Raw genomic sequence first — 18585 nt, 5'->3', positions numbered from 1 at the left:
TGGGGGTTTAAAGATGCTTCATCAGATAATTCAGATAACAGACACTCATTTAAAAAACACCACTGGTGCTAAGCAAATGAAACAACAATTTAGCCCAAATGATAAACTACAACTAGTGTTTGATGATATTGAAAAAAATAATTCAAAAGCTGAGTTTATTGTGATTACTGGTGACCTTATTCACGAAGGCAATCAGACGGACTACAAAATGTTGAGACGTTATCTTGATCAACAAAGTGAAAAGCTAGGAATGCCGATTTACGTAACGTTAGGTAATCATGATCGCACTGCTGATTTCTATAAGGGATATTTAAATCAAGAAGCTAAGGATAAGTACTACTATAAAGTTTCCTCACCTGATTATGATTATTACTTTTTAGATACTAAGCATGGCAATATTGAACAGGGATATCTAAGCAGTGATCAATTAGATTGGTTATCTAATGAGTTAAGCAAATCAGACAAGAGTTCAATTATCTTTATGCACCACCCAGCCTATGGGGCTCCATTAAAGTACATGAAGTATAGTATTTTACAAAATGGTGATGAATTTTACGACATCATTAATGGTAAAAACGTTATTGGAGTATTCTCGGGACATGTTCATTTTCCAACGAGTTATAACTATAACGGCATCTTTAATGTAATCGGTGATTCGACTGCATACCATATCGATTGTCGAGACCCATACGATCACGTTTATTGTGACGCAACTAGCTATAATGTCATTGATATTGACGATAATAATATCGGGACGACTTTGGTTCAGCTATTAAGCGATGGCCATGGCCCTAGCAATATTAATGGACACATTAAAGTTGAGGACATTGAATTTTTAGATAAAGGTAAATTTAAATAGTGCAACGAACTGACCTCCTAATTATTTAGGAGGTCGCGTTGTTAATGAAAGTATTTAATAAAACGGGAGCGGTTAAATGACTAATAATAAAAAGGGGAGTTGGAAATCTTTTCTATACTTAACCCCAGCCGGACTGATAATGTTAATTTTTCTGATCATACCAATTTTGTATACTATTTATTTAAGTTTCTGCGATTGGAATTTGATCTCACCAGATAAAAACTTTGTCGGGCTAAAAAACTATATTTCATTATTTACAGACCCAACTAATTTAAAAGTAATCCTTAATACGGTTGTTTATATTATTTTCCTATTAATTTTGAACTTTATTGTTCCTTATTTCATTTCAATTATCGTTCAGTATTTTATTTCCAAAATGAAGGGGATTTATAAGATCATCTTTTTCATCCCAAGTTTATTTTCATTAGTGGTTGGTGCAATGCTATTTTCTTGGTTATTGAATCCGGTGGCTGGACCAGTTGCTGAGCTCTTTCACACAATCGGAGTCAAACTACCGCAATGGACCAATTCTGGTGGGATGGCAGTTACGGTGCTTTGTTTGATTGCTAACTGGAAGGTGTTCGGTTATAACTTTATTTTGCTCTTAACTGGATTGGGAGCAATTCCTGAGAATATTTTAAATGCAGCTAAGATGGATGCAATTCCTAAATGGCGGATGGTGAAAGACATTGTTATGCCAATGAACAAAAGCATTAGTATGTACGTGTTGATTTTGACCGTCGTGCAGGGGCTTCAATATGTATTTACCCCAATTAGTGTAATTACTCAAGGGGGTCCTAATTATGGATCATCCAATGTGATTTATCACACTTATTTAAACGCCTTTGTTTTATATAAGACCGGTGATTCCGCTGCAATGGCAATCTTTACTTTTATTATTTTCCTCATCTTTTTATTCTTAGAAATTAAATTTGTTGAAGGAAAGGAGATTTTTGGCAATGAAGGTTAATAAATACACCGCTTGGCACGTGATTTTAATTATCGTATGTTTAGTTGCAATTTTACCCGTTATCTTTATGATTGGGAATTCATTTAAAACGGTCCAAGAATCGTATCAAACTCCACTGCAATTTATCCCTAGTCACCCTTCGTTAGCTAATTATATTACCCTTGCGAAACAATTAAACATCATTCAATTGATCTGGAACACCTTTTTTATGGCTAGTTTGGTAACCTTGGGAAAGGTATTTACAGGATTATTAGCAGCGTATGCCTTTAAGTACCATGCTTTTAAGGGTAAGAAATGGATTTACTTTGTATTTATGGCAACGATGTTTGTTCCATTTACAATGACAATGATTCCGAACTACTTAGTTATTTCGAGAGCGCACCTTTTGAATACAATTATCGGGGTCGTTTTACCACAACTATGTGATGCTTCTGGAATCATGTTATTTGTTAAATCAATGGGTAAGATTCCATATAGTTTGATTGAGTCTGCTAAGATCGATAATGTGGGTGATTTTAGGATTTTTAGAAATATCGTTCTACCATTATTGAGACCAAGTATCATCAGTATGGGTGCGTTGTTCTTCATTAATTCATGGAATGAGTATGTATGGCCAACCTTGATTTTGAAGAATACTGGTAGCTTTACACTGCCATTAGCATTACAGAACTATATCTCCAGTGAAGGGGGAACTAACTTCCCACTGGCAATGGCTGTCGCAACAATTATGATTATTCCACCACTATTGATTTATATTGCGCTTCAAAGATACATTTTGAACAATATCAGTAGTGCGGGACTAAAATAAGAGAGGGATTTTAAATGAGTACTTCAGGATCAAGCGTTGAATTAAAAGATGTTTCTAAAAACTTTAAAAATAGTTCAGTAATCAAAGATATGAATTTAAAGATTAACCCCAGCGAATTTTTGGTTCTACTAGGGCCTTCAGGATGCGGAAAGTCTACTACCTTAAGAATGATTGCGGGACTTGAAACACCAAGCGATGGTGAAATCATTTTTGATGGTAAGGATGTTAAGAATACCGCAAGTGGTGAAAGAAACATTGCCATGGTATTTCAAGATTATGCGCTCTATCCAAATATGACGGTTAGACAAAATATCGAATACGCACTTAAGGTTCACAAGGTTAGTAAAACAGAAATTAAGAATCGGGTTGAAAAGATTCTTGAGTCACTCGACTTAGTTGACCATCAGAAGAAATATCCTGCTCAGTTGTCAGGGGGACAAAAGCAACGGGTGGCCCTTGGCAGGGGAATGGCTAAGAAGAGTCGGATCTTTTTACTTGATGAACCTTTATCCAATATTGATGTTCAATTACGTGAAAAGGCACGGGATGAAATCATTCGGCTTCATAACGATAGTGAACAGACGATTATTTACGTTACCCATGATCAAATGGAAGCAATGGCTCTGGGTGATCGAATCGCTGTAATCAATGATGGTAAAATTCAAATGATCGATAGTCCTAAGAAGATTTATGAAGAACCCGCTAATCTGTTTGTTGCTAAGTTTATTGGAACGCCAAGGATTAATCTTTTTGATATTACATTCCAAAATGCGACTCCATACCTTGAAAATGAATATTCATTGGCAAAAATATTACCTGATAAGATTAAATTGGATAATAGTAAAAGTTACGTTTTAGGGATCAGATCCGAAAATGTTTTAGTTAATAATTCAGATTCTGGAATTAAGGCGAACGTTAAATATGTAGTCGATTATGGAAAGTATTACGAGCTAACCCTTGAAACTAAGAATGGAACAACGTTTAAAGCGAACGTAAGCGATTGGGATGGCAGTAATAAAGAAGTTAGCGTTTCATTTAATAATCAGAAAATAATTGTTTTTGATAAAGAAACTGGTGAAAGAATTTAGTTGACCATTAATAAAAGCTCATTAGTCTATCCTAGGGTGGATTAATGGGCTTTTTAGATTGGCAAGGATATTATTGATTGATTCAATTACTAAATTCACCTATGCTTGTTTTAAAACCATGGGGGGATGCAAATGAATTTACAGAAAGTCACTGCTGATGCATATAAATATTATTTGATTGACCTAAAACGCTTTGATGGGCATTTAAATAGCTTTGCCACTAGTCAAGAAGATTTGCTATCTGCTGCTTTTTACCAGGGTTTAGCTAGTGTTTATCTTGGGAAGAAATATCGTCACGATGATGTGGTTAATCAACCATTTGAAGAGGATAAAGATTTATTTGGGGTCGCTACTAACGAAGCAATTGCAACCTTAGCACATCGATTTATTGAAAATTATGATATTTATTTAAGCGATAATGAGGATGATAACTTTGTGATTAGTGGCGGGCGACGGTATTATTTCACCGTAAAATCAAAGGGGTTCGTTGACTAAATTCGTCCCTTTATTTGATTGCTGTTTGGAAATTAATGATTAAGGATTGATATCATATTGTTGCTTTAGCGTTGAATTCGTGTAAACTAACATTTAGCTTGAAACTAAAGGAGATAGATTATGAAATTAAGAAAAATGGTGTTTACTACTTTATCAGCTAGTTTATTATTGTTTGGCACTGGTGTTACTGCGGTAAATGCTGCAACTTCAAATTCTTCATCCACGACCAATACGACTGCAGAAACTAAAAAGTACGTAAAGACTTTTCCAAAGGCAATGCAGATGACTTGGTATTCATACAATAAAAAGACTGGTTATACGGCTGTAAAACTGACTAAGAATCAACTGACCGTAACGAATAACGGCAAAACGAATGCTAAGATTACATTACATGCTTATAAACAACATGATGCTAAAAAGGTTACCAAGGATCAGGAAAATTGGATTTATGCCTGGAAAACTGGTGGCTGGCTAGAGACTTATGATTGGGATCAACAATATGGCTCAGGCAGCTATTTTAAGGTTCAAACTGTCAATAAGCATAAGACGTTATCAATCAGATCGATGCAATCGAACGTTGATTCAGGAACATACTATCAAACTAAACAGTTAGCTAAGAAGTATTCAAATCAAAAATCAGCGAATTCAAACGTATTGATGTAAAAAATAGGGGGTTACTTGGATTTTTTCCAAGTAACCCTCTTTTTAATGTTAATTTTGAAATGATTAATAAATATAAAATCAATTGATTAGATATTAACATTATAATATGATTATTAAAAATACTTGTTTACATAAAAAATTCAAACAACTATTAGGGAGAGAATGATAATGGCACATGAAGCAGTTGCGAAAGTAGAAAATGTTTTTATTAATTATATACCTACTAGTAGTAATGTTGAGACAGTAATTAGATTAGTCTATAAGGGAATGCTTGATAAGCAGTACCATAGTAAATTGAAGCCGTATATATATTTAAAGTTTACTTCAATTAAAGATCTTGATACTAAGGTAGGCGGACTCAATTTAAATGCATTACTTAAAGAACGCAAAATTTTTAATAACGATTATTTTAGTGATAAGAAAAAATCACATAAATTTGAAAACGAATTGATAAGTAGGTGTAGTGGTAAAGCTTTCATTATTGATATGGATTTTAGTAATGGGATCAATGATTTTAATTCTAATAATTCTTTGATTGCGGTTATTAATGATAATGGGAAGCTTGATTTCAATACTGCATCGTTAGTGCTAAACCCTAATTCTGTTAAAGAAATTAATGACGTTAATAATCTCTTAAGTTTACTTAACGCCCGTAAACCAATTAAAATCGATTCATATTTAAAGATTGATGATCAAGTAAATATTGATGGGTTAATTTGGCGTGATGGTAATAACTACTTTTCGATTAACGGGCAATTTAAAATTAATGATAATTATGAACTATATGATTTAGATTCAAATGCTAATTATCAAGCTACGCCTATTTCGGATGGCTTATTTTATTCACTAAACAATTCATGTGATGCTTTTTTCGTCCCTAGTAATAGCTATCAACATCAAGTTGCTCAAAAAACGATTGATCAATCCGCAGAAGTCAATAATGAATATAATCAAGAACTATTGAACACTAAGGGTGATGCGATCTTAGCCCACTTTGTAGACGTTTTAGACCATAAATATTCGTTTTTATTTAATGAGCAAGATATCGCTAACTTTCATAACTCCGTTAAAAGCTTTCCATTAACCATCTTAGCTGGTCTTAGTGGCTCTGGAAAATCTAAGATTGCAACGGCATATGCTGATGCAATGGGGATTAAAAATGATGAGCAATTTAATTTGGTTTCAGTAATTCCAGAATGGCAGAGTGATTCAGACCTACTTGGCTATGTTGATGTTGTTAAAAATATTTATAGACCGAGTGCTTCAGGAATTGCGGATACCTTAATTGCAGCGAATAGAAACCCCAACAAAATATATTTGATCGTGTTGGATGAAATGAACCTTTCCAAGGTTGAACATTACTTTGCACAGTTTCTATCAGCCATAGAAAGAGATCCTAATGAGCGTAAAATTAAGCTTTATAATTCTAATGAACAATCGATGATTACCAATAGTGATGTGTATCCTCATGAAGTCTTTATTTCAGATAACGTTCGGTTTATTGGAACTATTAATATTGATGAATCGACCTTTGAATTGTCAGATAAGGTCTTAGATCGGGCTAACTTAATTAAGTTATCAAGGGTTCCATTTACAGAATTGGATAACTTACCAGCTAAAAAAGCAGTTCGAACTGAAGAAATCTCTTTTGATACTTATCAAAAGATGATTCATAATGATCAATTTACATTTGAAATGAACTACTTGAATTTTTTTGATGAACTATACGATGCAATTAATAAAGCAATGCCTACGGTCGGTTTTAGCTGGCGAACCATTAATAACATCAGGGTATTTATGTCGAATGTTAATGCATACAATAATGATAACTACGGTTTTGATACCAGGGTTGCATTTGACTATCAAATCGCCCAAAGAATCTTACCTAAGATTCGTGGGAATAGACAGATGTTAGCACCATTGTTGGATAATAATAATTTGATCAACCTATTTAATAAATACGCAGATATTTCAGATTTTAGTGTAACGAAACAGCAATTAACACAAAAATTAAGAGAGATTAAGGTGATTGGATTTGCAAACTAGGGTTGTCTTAAAGCCAGGCCATGGTGATTTGATAGGATTTACCCCTGCGGGTGATAACGTGGTGATAGCCAAGGAGAATACCTATACCTACCTAAGCGTAAAGATTGGCAAAGACGAACGCTTTTATTTAGAAGGCCTTGAAAATATCGATGGAATTGATAAAAAGCGCGCCAAAAACGGGCGTTACTATATTGATCAAGACCTGGAAATCCCACTTTATGATAATAAATTGAATAAGGATGCTTATTTAAAAGGCTACTATAAGATGATGGTTACTAATGGGGAACAAATTGGCTACGCTTGGTTAAAAATAGATAGTAAGTTTTTTGATGCTGACAAACGATACAATCAAATGGTGATTGATATTGAGCGGGCTTTTAAGGATTTATCTAAAACGGCGATCGATCGCAAATCACGGGTTAGATATATAACCGCATTGGATGATTTAGCCCGATTTTTAGATCAAAATTTCGCTATTTTTCAAAATGTATTGGTTGATTTACGCAAACATACGCATATTGATCTATTACGTCAATATAATTGGAGCCATTCATTACGGGGGCGGCTGGATAATCGGTCCTTAAGGATGATGAATCGCCACGGAAATCAAAATTATTTTATTCAAAACAACACCGTTAACTTCAATAATCGCACTAATCAAGCCTTGAAGGCGAATTTACGACAGATATGTATGATTTTAAATGAACACTTTAATAAGATTACTTACACTTTGATTAGTGGTTACTGCGATTTGATTAATGACTTTTTGAGTAACTCATGGATGAGTTCCGTTAGTGATGTTCAAATTAACGGTCAACCACATCAGATTAACTATAGCTATCGCTTTATTAGTAATTTTTTAACTAAGTTGATTGAACTAAGCCAATCCCAAATTACGTTAGCCGCTAAGTCTAATCATTTTGCACTAGCAAAAAAGAGTAGCTATGATCTATATGAATATTGGGGCTACATCAGAACATTATTGGCACTGAACCAACTAGGGTTTCGGGATGTCGCGGGGTGGAGCTTAGCTGATCAACTAACAAAAATTAAGAACATTCGACTAGGCTTGCCGAAAGAAACCCAGGTTAAGATGACTAAAACAATTCAGTTGGCAGGTCAGTCATTTGATATTACCGCTGTAGTTGTTTACAACGATGTAATGCTTAGTCCATTTAACAAAAAGAAGCAAAAATATAATAAAATTTCTAGTAAATATATTTGGATTGATAGTATCCACTACAAGCCCGACATTAGAGTGGATCTTTTTGACGTGGATAATGTTTTTGTAGGTAGCTTTATTATGGATACTAAATATCGAGCAATGGAAAACATCTTAAAATATGATAAAAACGATAAATACGCCCAAGATAATAAAGATGTTCGCGAACAGTTGCTAGATTATTATTACAAGGTTAATAGTTCAGTCATTTTTAAATCGGATCGGTATCCAAAAAATTTACCAATAAATATATTCAGGATTATTAGTAAAGTTGGGATAATTAATCCCGTTGCAGAGACTACTAGTATGTTGAATGGAATTGAACCAGTTTTAACAATTCCTGGTGACGACAATCAAAATTTACGCTCATTTATCGAGACGCAAATCAACACCTTAATAATTGGATTATCCTTATTAAACAGGTAATTAGTTGGTTAAGTAGTGTACTTAGATATCGTTGATTATTAATTTATTAATGATGTATAATTACTATAAATATTTTCGGGAAATTATTAGTTAAGAGGGGTGTTTTTAATGGGGCAACTACCCGCCAGGGAACAATTACATTCAGAACAAATTGAAGCATTAGGTTCTAATAAAAATCAAGATCAAATTATATTAGGGGTCGCTGGTGGTGGTAAAACGGTGATTGCTATATATCGTGCAGTTGACCTCTTAGCCGATGTTGACAGTTTATTTTTTGACAAACAAAAAGTCCTGATCTTAACTTTTAATAATGCAATCCATTCATTTATCAAGAATAATATTAATCAGATTGCTAATGGTGAAGATAATATTGATGTTAATACGGTCTATACATATTTTAGGGATATCGTAAATAGTTGTTCTCCGAAAGAAGAATTAAAGTTATTAAATAAGCATGAGTATGACTATTTAGTGTCCGCTAATCGATACTACGCTGATAATCAATGTGCCGCCAATCATGATGTTAGTCGCAAAGCAACTGCAATTGCGGAAACAATAAATAATAAGATTATTAATGGCCTTGTAAATGAAGCTTATCTTGATAATCCTGATAATAACATTTGGAAAAAAGATAACCTAAGCCTAGATGATGTTAAAAAGGCGATTAAAGATGAAATCAAATGGATGCAGGATAATGAAATTGCATACAATGATGAAGAAAGTTACTTACAAGTAAGTAGGGTAGGGCGGAGCTCTTTTAACCTTGGTAAAAAAGGTGGTAATCAACGAAAATTAGTATATGATATTTACCACAAATACTATCAAAAACGTGATGCTTATCGTAATTCGAATGGTGAATCTAGGATATTTAGCTATTCCGATGTTTATCGGTTAGTAAAGTATATTCAGATTCCCGAAAGTCAAAAATATGATTATATCATTGTTGATGAGGTGCAAGACCTTTCACCAGCGATGTTCGATGCATTAAGTTATTTGCGGAAAACTAATGGGCACACTTACTTTACATTACTGGGAGACCTTTCCCAAAACATTTACGGTCGACGGATGTCATGGAAGAGCTTGGGACTTCAAATTAACCGTGGTAATAGTCATCGCATCAAGCATAATTATCGGAACACGTATCAGATTTCAAAGGTTGGAAAAGACTTACTAGATTATTGTAAGTTGTACTACTCTTTTGATGTTGAATCCGATTCATATCGGGAAACTGATTCAGCATTCATCGAACCAGATTTATCCTCTAATCAAAATGGTCATCCAGTATTTGCTGTGAATGATGACGACGAAATGGTGATTAGAATGGTTAAAATGGCTTTAAAAAATGACGAAAATATATTGATAACGTATCGCAGTAAGGATGATCGTAAAAAAATAATCGAACTACTGGATGGAAAGTTCATATCATACAGCAGTTCTTATGATGAAGACAATGGTAATAATAAAGTTTTTGTTTTATCCATGAAAAGGATAAAGGGATTGCAATTCCCAAATGTTATTGTTTATTGTTTTGATTCTATGGATGCCGATATTAACCGTGAAGAAATTGTCGATTCTGATGGAACCGTTAACTATGATTTAATGAACGATGAGGAAGCCAATATTTTTTATGCTCAACAGTATGTTTCAATTACCAGAGCTGAAAAAATTCTAATGTTAGTTTATAAAAATCCCAAAACTGCTAATTTATTGCAAGATATTTGTTCAGATGGTTCCATTCGATTCATTTAATGAAATTGCACTCAATTATTGATAATTTCGAATCAATCTAAAAATCCTAGTTCCGCTTAATTGCTGGAACTAGGATTTTTGCTAAAAGTTATCTTTTCGATAATTTTGATTTTTAGTGATTTGATCACTAATGGGTTGCCATATTTTCACTTGATACTGATTGTTATTACGGATCATGATCCGTTGGGCTCTTTTAGCGTAGCCAGCCATTGAGTACTTTTCACCATATCTTTTGTGGGTGAGGTACATTTTAGTGGCGATTTTCTTTTGTGGGATGCAATGTGCTAATTTTTGTTTGTTTTGGTTGATATGCTCACTAGTTAGTTGCTTATGAAAATCAGATTTTGAGCGGATTACCCGTTCATTTTGATCCCAGACCATCCGATAGTTAATATTCCAATAAAAACTTTTATGGTTATCAAATTTATACTTATCAACCTGCAATCTACGGATATGACGCAACATTTTCTTACTTTTATAATGGAATTTATAAACTGATTTAGGCCTCATTGTAACCATTTTACCGTTAAATAAAAAGCCAAGGTAGTCAAACCATGCTTGATGGAATTCGTTATTGAATAATCGCTTAGTCCCATCAACGGCATCATAATTAAAGACCTTCGTCTTGTTCGTTTCGATCGTTAACTTTGTTTCAGTCGTACAAATAGACTTAACCAAGTTGATAAAATCATGAATATCAACTTCTTTTTGGTCTGCTAACTTAGGGATAACAATTACGAAATCATCTGAGTATCTGCGATACATACCGTTGTTTTTGGCAACTAATTGATTTATTTGCTTATCAAATTCAATCATGTATACATTTGCGAGGACGGCACTGATTGCGGTTCCTTGAGGGATGCCCACTGAATTGGGGCCGTTGACTTTTAATTGCCCCGAATGAATCAAATTACCAAGTTCACGGTGGCTTCTTGTGTAATATGGAGCTTGATTACGATTTAACCCAAGTTTCTTAAGTGCGGGGCTGATTTCAGATTCATTTACGTATCGATATGCAGTGATCGATTTAAAAACTCGTTTCCAGTCAGATGGTAAAGCATTGACTTTTAGCACCTTACAAAGGGCCGTGGCTAATTTTTTATGTCTAATATTGTTAAAGAAGCTTTTAAAATCACCCTTAATGATCCAACAATCTTTTAATGTGATGACTTCATCAAAAACTTCCTTGGCAGCAGTAATATTAGATCCCTTAAGGAGTTTACGATATGCAGTCGGAACTTTGAATAGCCCTAAATCATTAATGTAATCTTCGTACTTTGCACTTAGTTCATTAGCGTAGTATGAATAAACTAGCTCATCGTGGTGAGCAACCAATGAAATAGGGCGTTTCTTAGATTTTACGTACCCCTTGAATTGATGTTTGGCCCGATGATAAATCTTGCTTTCCTTATATTTTAAAATCAAGGGGTGGAATCGATAACTAGCAATTTTGTCTTTGTTGGTTACAACGGAATCGAAGAACCGTTTAGCGTTTTTAGGACTTAAATTACGATCAAAGTGTTTATAGCGCTTGTTGATGACGTTACTAAGTACTTTTTCTTCATCCATATCATTTCACTCCTAGCAAATAAAAAAAGACCCACAAAATGCGGGTCCATCGGAAATCATCAGTTAACATACGACGGATAGAATCGTAATAAGCAGTTAACTGTGTCTAACGCTCTGTCACAAATATAATCAACGATTTAATTATAATTCCAGCAAGGAGAGCTCCGATAATCAATTAAGCTACCCGGGAAGGAAAGATTCCCTCCGTTCTAAATTAGTTTTCATTATAGATAGACATCGACATAACGAACTTACGAATTGTCTGAGTTTAACGCTTCATACTTGGTAGTAAACTAGCATTGCTGGAAAATGCCATTGCGTTAAGTATGTTTAATATACAGCTAATTGAAATCGAAATCAAGCATCCTAATTTGTTGCAATATTTTAATTAATTTTCGATTGATTGAACGTATTTTTCAAGTTGAGAATATAACTTGTTGAGCTTATTTTGTAATTTATTGATTTTAGTTTTACTTGCCTTTTGCTTTTTTAAGCGTTGGATTTGTTTGAATAGTTTTTTGGATTCATTATCATATTTGATTAACTTGGGATCGGTTTTTTCCTTATTGAAAAGCGTGAAGAACTCTTGGAATGAATGGGCAATCGTATCCTTATCCTCATTAGTGGAGTAGTTACGATACCAAATAAAATTATTAGAATCAATGTTAAATCCGATGTTCTTGCTTGGATCAGATTCATTGCGAGTGGGGGCCGAATTGAGTGCTTTGTTGACCTGGGCTTGAGACGAAAACTTTACGGTTTGCCCTGATTTGGGATCATTGTATCCATAATCGGGGGTATATTTAAATGAAACGACACCATGAGCTCCTTGCAATGGTAGTCCTGCATGTTCGGCATGCACGGTAATTTCGTTGGGCACAAGATTAAAGCTATTTACTGCCACGAATCCACCAAATGTTAATGTAATTAAAGCTGATAAGGACAAAATTTGCTTTTTCATTTAACCATCTCCAATAACGATTTTTATATAATAATTATACCATAATAATAATATTAATTTAAATAGATAGATTATTTGGATGTGATTATAAATTAACTAAAATTGCATAATATTTATTTTATAGTATTATTAAAGATATAGGAATAAATATCTGAGATAAGCAATTGATTGACATTTATAAAAAAAACGGATATAATTGTAGTCAAGAATGAGTGATAGATACTCTACGGAGCCTATTACGCTAAAAGTCCTTTCATCTTCTTGATGAAGGGGCTTTTTTGTTTAAGGGGTGGGTAAGATTGGCAAATCACAAATATTTTCTAGCGATTGATGAACAAATTGAGTTGCTTAAAAGTCGTGGGCTAGTGATTAATGATGAGGAACGGGCCTTTAAATATTTATTGACTAATAATTACTATGACATTATTAATGGCTATAGCAAGTATTTTCAGAAGGATCCGAGCTCACATGATGATCTTTATTTATCGAATGCTACGTTCGATGAAGTGTGTAATCTTTACTTTTTTGATAAGAAAATCAAACAAACTTTATTTAACAGTATTATTAACGTTGAACATCATTTAAGATCAATTTTTTCATATCGATTCTCTGAAGAACACCAGAAAATTAGGTACCCCTATTTGAACATTAATTTTTATGATCACGCCCAAACTTTGGAAATGGGATATACACTTTCCAGACTAACTCGTGTGATCAGTAATAACGCCAGGTATAAAAATAATGCAATCTATCATTATGTTCATGCATATGACGATGTCCCTACATGGGTGTTAGTTGAATTTTTGGATTTTGGAACGTTATATAATCTGATCAAGGGTTTGAACAAAAATATGCAAAATAAGATTGCGCTGGATTTAAGTGATTTTATTCTTACGAACAATCATGATTTTAATGATCAATTTACACCCAAATGTATGCTCTCCTTTATCAAAAATATTCATGAAATTAGAAATGTTTGTGCACACAATAACCGTTTGATTGGTTTTACCTGTCGTTCCGATTCTGTTTATTTTCCCTTCTTACATAATCAATACGGAATTACAAAGGATATGCAAAGAAGAAAGACTTTTTCGACCTTTATTAGTATGCAGTGTTTCTTAAGTAGGGTGGAATATGCAACGCTGAATAATACGATTAGGAAGCGCTTTAGAACCCTATCTAATAAGCTGGATTCAATTGATATTAATTGTATTTTAGATTCGTTAGGATTTCCACCAAATTGGCAAGAACAAGATACACTTCCCCAATAAAAAAACTGATCTCGATTGAAGATCGAAATCAGTTACTATTATTTTTTTAATGATGATTAAATCCCAATTCCTGCTTGATTTTTAATCGAATCTAAATATAATTCTATTTTAGTCGCTTTGATGATTTTTTCAAAATCATCAAGGCCATTCTCTTCTTGATTGTTGTTAACAGCATTTAAATTTTTTCTATCATTCATAATGACCCACCCCTATTATTTTTTGACCAAGTTCATTTTATCATAAAGAAATAGTAGATTGTTAAATAAGCTCCATTAGAGACAGATAATTTTTTGTGTCTCTAGGAACCTGATTTAAGCTTGTTTTTATCGATTTTATGGGGGCCATTGACACTTTATTTGTTTAGGGGTAGAATTATGTTCCTGTATTTTCAGAAATATCAATTCAGTAACCAGATAGTCGATCGAATATCTGGTTTTTTATATCCAGTTAGCTAATTCTGGTGAACTCGTGAGCGTTCGATTCGCTCATTAGCCCTTGCACCACAAATTAATAATTGAAGGGAAGTAAAGGTATGGAAAAATTATGCGCAGCTCAGTTGCAAAGAAACATCTTTATGATGGACGGTAGTTTCGACGATAAGTTTAGTTTTCTCAAGGCCCTTACTTTAATATCTAAGAATGCTGAGGAACACCCCAGTGCAATGGTTTTATATTCTGAAATTTCCGATGATTATACGGTACCTGATAATTATTTGGATAATAACAAAATCTGGAATCGCATTTTGAACCAGATCGATGTTATACCAGGTTTTAGAACGAGTCGGGTGGTTTCAGTTGCTGCGACTTCGGTTTTTAGGTACTACCAAAATGTTAGCATGTATAAGACGTTGAATGGCACTTTAAAATCAATGTCAGAATGTCCTGACTATGGTTATGATCAACGAATTGATGATTATGATCAATTTGAAACTAATCCAGAGATTAAGAAATTAGATAATGCGATGAAGGCCGTCGAAGGGATACTGAATAGTCAAAATTCTGACATCATTTATGATAAGCAACAAGTTATTAATCTGGACTTCGATGATCATCCAGACCCATTAACCTATCAAGAACTAATTAAACGGTTAAACAAATCCTTCAGTTAATTTTAATTTGTAGTGGCATATACTTTTATATAAAGTGAAAAAGATTGCTAATTTAGCAATCTTTTTTTGTGGAATGATAAATTTAAATCTGTTTAGATTGGTAAGTTATTGTAGAAATAAAAAATAGCCTTCGATAAATACAATTTAGTTATCGAAGACTATTTTAAAATTGATAATATTAAATGCTATTTTGCGTTCAAAGTTTTTGGAGTTGACTTAGATAGGTAAAAAGTACCAAATCCCTTTGCTTTAATACCTGATCCTTGCTTCTTAAAAGTAAAGACCTCTTCCTTGGAGTTATTATAGTTTGCTTCAATGTAGTAGGTCCCATTGGTTACCTTATATTTTGGATCAGCACCTGTTACAGATTGGGAAGTCTTATACTTTTTGTTTGCCCCATAGTAAAGGTTTCCAATAGTAAAATTATCCTTACTGATGGTAAATGAAGTACGGTAGTACTTACCATACTTAGCTTCGCTTTTATCAACAGCGTTATGTTTAGATGCAACCCAAGTTCCTTTAAATTCGCTTGGAGTTCCACTTTTCCATGAATCAGCATTTACTGTAGCTGAAGTTACGCTTCCAAAAGTCACGAAAACTAATGATGTTAATAATAACTTTTTTAAATTCATTAAAATCACTCCTATGTAAATATTGTAAATCTATTTCCAAAATTAATTATAACAATTTATAGTTTATAATACTATAAATTTAACCTAGCTTTGATATTTTAATAGTTGTATTAATTATTTTTTGTTGATAAATTAATTAGGTTCAATGTTGATGGTGGAAGTGAGTTTCTATGTTTGGACTTGCCTTTGTTATCATCAACGTTGAAGGCAATGGATGATAGGGATATTAGAACGATACTTCGCCGCCGCTTCAATTCCTTGGCACTCACTAAGTAGATTGTCTTCAATTTTTGGATCAATCGTTAGTGTTTTGTGATGCAACATGAATTTTTGTTTAACGGTGGCTAAGTCCTAAATGTTAAGAGTAGCCAAAAACTTATTAAATTCCCGCCATTGGAATTTCATCATAAGCATTCGGACAATTAATAAAAGATTGCTTCCAGAGTAGCCATTTGGTTGTTGTCATTCTGGTATTGGTTTGCTTAATTTTATTTGGAAGCTGAAAAAGAATTAATTACCGTTCCCGTGCTAAAGTTTACATTATTAAATATGCTAACCTAGCTGATTTAGCTTGCTTAAAACATTTAATCTTACAACGTGAAAAACAACTCAAAGAGTAGCCGTGAACGGTTACTATTTTATTATGACCGTGGCAATTATTGAGCTAGATCAATAAGGGGGGCTTGTAAGTTAGGTGCATTCCTAGAAACTACTTTATTAAGTGGCGTAAACCAGTTAGAATTAACCTATACATAAAATTAGGAGTGGTGGAGTATGGTAGTGCCTAAGTTGAGATTTAGGGAGTTCGGGGATGAGTGGGAAGAAAGTAAATTAGGAAGCTTAACAGAAGCTTTAAAGGATGGTACACATGCATCATTTAAAGATGATAAAAGTGGAGATCATTATTTGCTAAGCACTAAGAATATAAAAAATGGTAAGTTAATAATAAATGATGATGAAAGAACTATTAGTTTAGATGATTTTAATTTAATTATTAAATCATTTAAACCAATAGCTAATGATATTTTACTAACAATTGTTGGAACGATAGGAAGAACCCTAATTTTTGATGGAAATACAAAAATTGCATTTCAAAGAAGTGTTGCTTATTTACGTTTTAAAGATAAAGATATTAAATATTTTAATTCTCTTTTTCAAACAAGTATTTTTCAAAATAAATTAAAACAACGTACATCAATATCGGCCCAACCGGGAGTATACTTAGGAGACTTAAAAAGATTACAAATTATGTACTCCTCAAATCATTATGAGCAACAAAAAATAGGCCAATTCTTCACTAAGTTAGATCAGTTAATTAACTTGCAAACTGATAAAGTAACCCACCTTAAACAGCTTAAAAGGGGCTATTTACAAAAGCTATTTACTAAGCAAGGTAAGAGCATCCCCGAACTTAGATTTAAGGAGTTTGATTCAAATAAGATTATAAAAAAACGATTAAGAAAATTGCTGAATAAAAATTCTTTAAAGAACAATAGTCTTTATGAATATGTGGAGAGTGTTTCAAATAAAAGTGGCTTTATTAAGCAAACAGATCAATTTAATGATTATTCCGTTGCAAGTAAAGATTTATCTAATTATTATGTTATAAAACCACGTATGTTTGCTTATAACCCTTCTCGTATAAATGTTGGTTCTATCGCTTATAAGAACAAAAATGATCAGGTTTCGGTTGTTTCACCTCTATATGTTTCTTTTTCTACAAAAGATGAATTAAATGATGGATATTTGTGGAACTGGTTTAAGACGGTAAATTTTGAAAAACAAAGAAAAACATATTCAGAGGGTGGAGTAAGAGATACATTATCATTTAATCAGTTGTCTAATTTTAATATATATTTACCATCATTAAAAGAGCAACAAAAGATAGGGCAGCTATTCAGCACCTTAGATCATCAAATTGAACTACAAGCAGCCAAGCTAACAAAACTTAAGCAACTAAAGAATGGCTATCTACAAAAGATGTTTATATAACGACTAAGACACCCAGTTAATGCTAGGTGTCTTTTTATTACCACTTATCTACCTATTTAAGTGAACTTGATCACTGACGGCGTGTGAGTGGCAAAATGAAAAGGCCATCCATATAAATGAATGACCTTACATCCCTTCCCCTTAATGCTGTTTATTTTTTGACCATCAAATTGACCACTATTGACCATCAAATTGACCACTATTGACCATCAAATTGACCACTATTTAAACTTAAATAATTGCACTTAATAGATTTAAAAACAAACAAAAAGCCCGTTATGCCAGCGTTTATAGCGCTTTAGCATAACAGGCCTTTTTCAATAAATGGAGTCGGCGGGAGTCGAACCCGCGTCCGAGCATATTGCCACCCGAATATCTACGTTCATAGGGATACTATTTGCGCGTTCACTAGTCAAAACGCCGCATTCCAAGGCAGACATGGCTAGCTAACCTGATTAGTCTCTTCTAATTACTTCAGGTGTGAGCAATTAGCGTAAGTCCACTTAATTTAGGACCCGGCACTAACCCATGGACGAGGCTAGACGGATCACGCTGAGCATACTGTTTAGGCAGCTACGGCGTAGTTGTTTGTATTATTGTTTGCAGTTATAATAGAAAACTGAGCGTTTTTAACGTGGTCGATGCCACGGAGCGCAATTCAGGCTCAACCTATACCCGTCGAATCCATAACGACCCCGATATAGTACTCATAATATCTTAGCATAA

General features: G+C 33.5%; 16 protein-coding genes and 1 other RNA gene. 12 read left to right on the top strand and 5 right to left on the bottom strand.

All coding sequences use genetic code 11. From position 1 onward, the window contains the following. Nucleotides 1–13: 13 nt before the first annotated feature. The 9 genes from ACSYTJ_RS05235 (at nt 14) to ACSYTJ_RS05195 (ending at nt 10326) form a co-directional block, all read left to right on the top strand. Complete coding sequence (locus ACSYTJ_RS05235; protein ID WP_491719665.1) at nt 14–859, top strand: metallophosphoesterase family protein; 846 nt, start codon at nt 14–16, stop codon at nt 857–859. A 76-nt stretch (nt 860–935) separates the two neighbouring features. After that, nucleotides 936–1829: a carbohydrate ABC transporter permease gene (locus ACSYTJ_RS05230; RefSeq protein ID WP_491719664.1), complete on the top strand. Its 894-nt coding sequence runs from the start codon at nt 936–938 to the stop codon at nt 1827–1829. Continuing rightward, nucleotides 1819–2637: a carbohydrate ABC transporter permease gene (locus ACSYTJ_RS05225; protein ID WP_491716547.1), complete on the top strand. Its 819-nt coding sequence runs from the start codon at nt 1819–1821 to the stop codon at nt 2635–2637. The genes ACSYTJ_RS05230 and ACSYTJ_RS05225 overlap by 11 nt, the downstream gene beginning before the upstream one ends. 14 nt (nt 2638–2651) lie before the next feature. Continuing rightward, nucleotides 2652–3725 carry an ABC transporter ATP-binding protein gene (locus tag ACSYTJ_RS05220; protein WP_491719663.1) on the top strand — a complete coding sequence of 358 codons (1074 nt, stop codon included), beginning with the start codon at nt 2652–2654 and terminating at the stop codon, nt 3723–3725. Nucleotides 3726–3857: 132 nt separating this feature from the next. Beyond that, nucleotides 3858–4220: a hypothetical protein gene (locus ACSYTJ_RS05215; protein ID WP_491719662.1), complete on the top strand. Its 363-nt coding sequence runs from the start codon at nt 3858–3860 to the stop codon at nt 4218–4220. Nucleotides 4221–4340: 120 nt separating this feature from the next. After that, nucleotides 4341–4883, top strand: coding sequence for a hypothetical protein (locus ACSYTJ_RS05210; protein WP_491719661.1), 543 nt, complete (start codon nt 4341–4343; stop codon nt 4881–4883). A 168-nt stretch (nt 4884–5051) separates the two neighbouring features. Further along, on the top strand, nt 5052–6929 hold the full coding sequence (locus ACSYTJ_RS05205; RefSeq protein WP_491719660.1) for an McrB family protein: 1878 nt from the start codon (nt 5052–5054) through the stop codon (nt 6927–6929). Continuing rightward, entirely contained in the window at nt 6919–8577 is a 1659-nt protein-coding gene (locus ACSYTJ_RS05200) for a hypothetical protein (RefSeq protein ID WP_491719659.1), read from the top strand. Before ACSYTJ_RS05205 ends, ACSYTJ_RS05200 begins: the two co-directional genes overlap by 11 nt. A 108-nt stretch (nt 8578–8685) precedes the next feature. Further along, nucleotides 8686–10326, top strand: coding sequence for a UvrD-helicase domain-containing protein (locus ACSYTJ_RS05195; RefSeq protein ID WP_491719658.1), 1641 nt, complete (start codon nt 8686–8688; stop codon nt 10324–10326). An 81-nt stretch (nt 10327–10407) separates the two neighbouring features. Here the strand turns inward: ACSYTJ_RS05195 and ACSYTJ_RS05190 are convergent, their stop codons facing one another. Both ACSYTJ_RS05190 and ACSYTJ_RS05185 read right to left on the bottom strand, forming a co-directional pair. After that, nucleotides 10408–11895: a reverse transcriptase/maturase family protein gene (locus tag ACSYTJ_RS05190; protein ID WP_491719657.1), complete on the bottom strand. Its 1488-nt coding sequence runs from the start codon at nt 11893–11895 to the stop codon at nt 10408–10410. Nucleotides 11896–12283: 388 nt separating this feature from the next. Continuing rightward, nucleotides 12284–12856: a hypothetical protein gene (locus tag ACSYTJ_RS05185; protein WP_491719656.1), complete on the bottom strand. Its 573-nt coding sequence runs from the start codon at nt 12854–12856 to the stop codon at nt 12284–12286. 299 nt (nt 12857–13155) lie between these two features. Between ACSYTJ_RS05185 and ACSYTJ_RS05180 the strand changes: the two genes are divergently transcribed. Beyond that, the gene (locus ACSYTJ_RS05180) at nt 13156–14127 is read left to right on the top strand and encodes an Abi family protein (RefSeq protein ID WP_491719655.1); all 972 of its coding nucleotides are present in this window, start codon (nt 13156–13158) and stop codon (nt 14125–14127) included. Between the two features lie 56 nt (nt 14128–14183). On the opposite strand, the gene ACSYTJ_RS05175 is transcribed toward ACSYTJ_RS05180, so the two are convergent. Next, the gene (locus ACSYTJ_RS05175) at nt 14184–14324 is read right to left on the bottom strand and encodes a hypothetical protein (protein ID WP_491716537.1); all 141 of its coding nucleotides are present in this window, start codon (nt 14322–14324) and stop codon (nt 14184–14186) included. A gap of 335 nt (nt 14325–14659) precedes the next feature. Here ACSYTJ_RS05175 and ACSYTJ_RS05170 point away from each other — a divergent pair, with 335 nt between their 5' ends. Then, nucleotides 14660–15235, top strand: a complete 576-nt coding sequence (locus ACSYTJ_RS05170; protein WP_491719654.1) for a hypothetical protein — start codon at nt 14660–14662, stop codon at nt 15233–15235. Between the two features lie 185 nt (nt 15236–15420). On the opposite strand, the gene ACSYTJ_RS05165 is transcribed toward ACSYTJ_RS05170, so the two are convergent. Then, entirely contained in the window at nt 15421–15867 is a 447-nt protein-coding gene (locus ACSYTJ_RS05165) for a hypothetical protein (RefSeq protein WP_491719653.1), read from the bottom strand. A 774-nt stretch (nt 15868–16641) separates the two neighbouring features. On the opposite strand from ACSYTJ_RS05165, the gene ACSYTJ_RS05160 reads away from it, so the two are divergent. After that, nucleotides 16642–17859 (top strand): restriction endonuclease subunit S, encoded by a 1218-nt coding sequence (locus tag ACSYTJ_RS05160; protein ID WP_491719652.1) that lies wholly within the window; start codon nt 16642–16644, stop codon nt 17857–17859. A gap of 322 nt (nt 17860–18181) precedes the next feature. Here ACSYTJ_RS05160 and ssrA read toward each other — a convergent pair. Continuing rightward, nucleotides 18182–18556: a transfer-messenger RNA gene (gene ssrA / locus ACSYTJ_RS05155) on the bottom strand. Between the last annotated feature and the right edge of the window lie 29 nt (nt 18557–18585).

It is taken from the genome of Nicoliella sp. ESL1113, assembly GCF_058509245.1.
This window is presented reverse-complemented; position numbering and strand designations above follow the sequence as displayed.

What these genes read in the sequence shown, in the direction of transcription:
- ACSYTJ_RS05205 (WP_491719660.1), top strand. Translation starts at nt 5,052, where the DNA reads ATGGCACATGAAGCAGTTGCGAAAGTAGAAAATGTTTTTATTAATTAT.
- ACSYTJ_RS05175 (WP_491716537.1), bottom strand. Translation starts at nt 14,324, where the DNA reads ATGAATGATAGAAAAAATTTAAATGCTGTTAACAACAATCAAGAAGAG.
- ACSYTJ_RS05185 (WP_491719656.1), bottom strand. Translation starts at nt 12,856, where the DNA reads ATGAAAAAGCAAATTTTGTCCTTATCAGCTTTAATTACATTAACATTT.
- ACSYTJ_RS05210 (WP_491719661.1), top strand. Translation starts at nt 4,341, where the DNA reads ATGAAATTAAGAAAAATGGTGTTTACTACTTTATCAGCTAGTTTATTA.
- ACSYTJ_RS05170 (WP_491719654.1), top strand. Translation starts at nt 14,660, where the DNA reads ATGGAAAAATTATGCGCAGCTCAGTTGCAAAGAAACATCTTTATGATG.
- ACSYTJ_RS05215 (WP_491719662.1), top strand. Translation starts at nt 3,858, where the DNA reads ATGAATTTACAGAAAGTCACTGCTGATGCATATAAATATTATTTGATT.
- ACSYTJ_RS05235 (WP_491719665.1), top strand. Translation starts at nt 14, where the DNA reads ATGCTTCATCAGATAATTCAGATAACAGACACTCATTTAAAAAACACC.
- ACSYTJ_RS05220 (WP_491719663.1), top strand. Translation starts at nt 2,652, where the DNA reads ATGAGTACTTCAGGATCAAGCGTTGAATTAAAAGATGTTTCTAAAAAC.
- ACSYTJ_RS05190 (WP_491719657.1), bottom strand. Translation starts at nt 11,895, where the DNA reads ATGGATGAAGAAAAAGTACTTAGTAACGTCATCAACAAGCGCTATAAA.
- ACSYTJ_RS05225 (WP_491716547.1), top strand. Translation starts at nt 1,819, where the DNA reads ATGAAGGTTAATAAATACACCGCTTGGCACGTGATTTTAATTATCGTA.
- ACSYTJ_RS05165 (WP_491719653.1), bottom strand. Translation starts at nt 15,867, where the DNA reads ATGAATTTAAAAAAGTTATTATTAACATCATTAGTTTTCGTGACTTTT.
- ACSYTJ_RS05160 (WP_491719652.1), top strand. Translation starts at nt 16,642, where the DNA reads ATGGTAGTGCCTAAGTTGAGATTTAGGGAGTTCGGGGATGAGTGGGAA.
- ACSYTJ_RS05195 (WP_491719658.1), top strand. Translation starts at nt 8,686, where the DNA reads ATGGGGCAACTACCCGCCAGGGAACAATTACATTCAGAACAAATTGAA.
- ACSYTJ_RS05230 (WP_491719664.1), top strand. Translation starts at nt 936, where the DNA reads ATGACTAATAATAAAAAGGGGAGTTGGAAATCTTTTCTATACTTAACC.